Source organism: Geodermatophilus chilensis (genome assembly GCF_002802985.1).
In the GTDB taxonomy this organism is placed as follows: domain Bacteria; phylum Actinomycetota; class Actinomycetes; order Mycobacteriales; family Geodermatophilaceae; genus Geodermatophilus; species Geodermatophilus chilensis.
Genome location: NZ_NVPT01000314.1, coordinates 1 through 2,186 on the forward strand (window position 1 = coordinate 1; position 2,186 = coordinate 2,186).

A 2,186-nucleotide genomic window follows, 5' to 3' on the forward strand; every position below is an offset into this window, starting at 1 on the left:
GTGGAGCCAGAACGCGACACCGCTGATCCCGTCCATCGCCGCGGTCATCGACGCCTCACCGCCCCGGGAGGCGACCTCTTCGTCGTCGAGGAAGCAGGCGACGTCCGAGCGGACCGAGGTCGCCCCGCCCTGCGCGATCGCGCGCGCTTCACGAGGACCGAGCAGGGCCATGTGGGCAGGATCAACGAGGGGCACGCACTCGTCGAGCGGTGAAGGAAGGGCGACGCTGATCGTCCCGAGCGCGATCCCGAGCTCGCAGTCCGACGCCTCGCCGGTCTCCGACAGCGCCGGCGGCCAGGCATCCTCGTGCCCGTCGATCATGATCAGCCCGTGCGCGCGCTGGCCGCCGGCGATCGCTGCGAGCGCACCCAGGAGGACCGGGCAGTCGCCGCCGACCAGCAGCGGCACCCGGTCGCGGCCGTGCACCGCCCTCACCATGTCGCGCGTCGCCATGACCAGGCGCGACAGGGCCTGCTCGTTCAACAGTCCGGACGGCCCACACTGACCGCTGGGCACCTCGAGTGTCAGGTCACCGGCGTTCTGCACGCCCCGCTCGGCCAGCCGCTCCGCCAGCCCGGCCGAGCGGAGGACGTCGATCGCCGTCGCGATGCCTCCGGGGCGGCCATCGACGTCTAGGGCACGCCAACCAGCTCCCAGCCGGTCACGGACCCTGACTGGACCGCATGCCCGTCCGACCCTGGCGTCTGACCCGGGAGTCGCTGCACGGAGGCTGCCGCGTCTCGCGACGTTAGGCACCACCGGCGACGGCGACGAGCGATGCGGACCGACGCGGGTGCGCATGGACCGTGTCTTTCCTCGGACACTCAGCCTTCCGGGACATCGATCACAGGTTTCTCGGAGCCTCGTCTCGATGTGACCTCTTCGACCGATGCCCGTCATCTCGCCTGCTCGCCGGCGGCGTCGAGCAGCCGGACGGTGCCGTCGCCGTAGTTGGTCACGAACAGGCGGCGTCCGTCCGGAGTGACCGAGACGCTCGTCGGGTCGGCACCAGTCGGGATCCGCGCCGTGACGACGCCGGACTGCGCATCCACCACCGCTACGGTGCCGTCGTCCACGTTGGCCGTGTAGACGTGGCGGCCGTCCGAGGCGTAGGTGACGTCCTGCGGCCCGGCTCCCACCGCCGGCACCGTGCCGACCACGGTGTTGCTCGCGGGATCGATGAACATGACGTCATCGCTGATGTAGTTGACCAGCGCAATGCGCGTTCCGTCGGGCGAGACCTCCAGGCTGTGCGGGCCGTCCCCCACGGGGATGGTCGTCACGAGCCGGTTCTCCCCGAGCTCCAGGACCGTCACCACGTCGGAGAAGTGGTTCGTGATGTAGACGAACCGTCGGTCATGCGTGAAGGCGACCCAGTGCGGTGACGGCGAGACCGCGATCCGATCGACCATCGCGCCCGAACTCGTATCGAAGACGTCGAGGTGGTCCTCGTCGAAGTACGGCACGTAGAGCAGACGCCCGTCCAGAGTGGTGGCCGCGGCGTAGGGGCCTCTCCCGACCGGCACAGCGCCGATCTTCGTGTCGCTGCCGGTGTCCAGGGTGGCGACGAAGTTGACGGTGAAGCCCTCGTCGTAGGCGGAGACGTATGCCCGTTTGCCGTCCGGAGCGAACGTCACCACCTGCGGCGGCGCCTCGGGGATGGGGATCGTCGCAATGGCCGTGCCCAGGGCGGTGTCGAACCGGATGACCGCACCGGCGGCAGGGTCGGCGATGTAGCCGAACCGGCCGTCGGGCGCGATCGCCAGGTGGTGCGGCGCCTTGCCGACGGCGACCGCGGGACCCGTCCCGGGGGTCGCGGCGCTCGACCACGATGCCGGCGCGCCGGCCGATGCTGCCGGGCTCGACGACGTGGCGGAGGTGTGCCCCTCGTGCGCGGTGTCCCCAGTGCCGGTCGACGCGGGAGCCGCATCCGCCCGACCCTCGGAGGAGGCGGAGCCGCCGAGCCAAACGAACGCGCCGACGGCGGCTCCGGCGAGGAGCACGAGCGCAAGTCCGATCACGGCGCCCCACGGACGGGTTCGCTTCCGGCGATGCTTTCCGTGAGCGACCGTGTGGTGCAGGTCCATGGCAACTCGTTTTCGTCCACTGTTCGGAAATACATCGTCGAGTGGTCCGCGGTCCGGGACAAGGGGGCGACTCCCGACAGGTGACGGGGTGCTGTGGGC

The 2,186-nt window shown here is 70.6% G+C and carries 2 protein-coding genes; both read right to left on the reverse strand.

Going from position 1 to position 2,186, the window contains the following annotated elements:
* The coding region (locus tag CNO22_RS28645) for an arginase family protein (RefSeq protein WP_332870110.1) at window positions 1-900 on the reverse strand (900 nt) is incomplete at its 3' end.
* On the reverse strand, window positions 897-2,003 hold the full coding sequence (locus CNO22_RS26765; RefSeq protein WP_157937157.1) for a YncE family protein: 1,107 nt from the start codon (window positions 2,001-2,003) through the stop codon (window positions 897-899). The genes CNO22_RS26765 and CNO22_RS28645, both read right to left, overlap by 4 nt.
* Window positions 2,004-2,186: the final 183 nt, after the last annotated feature.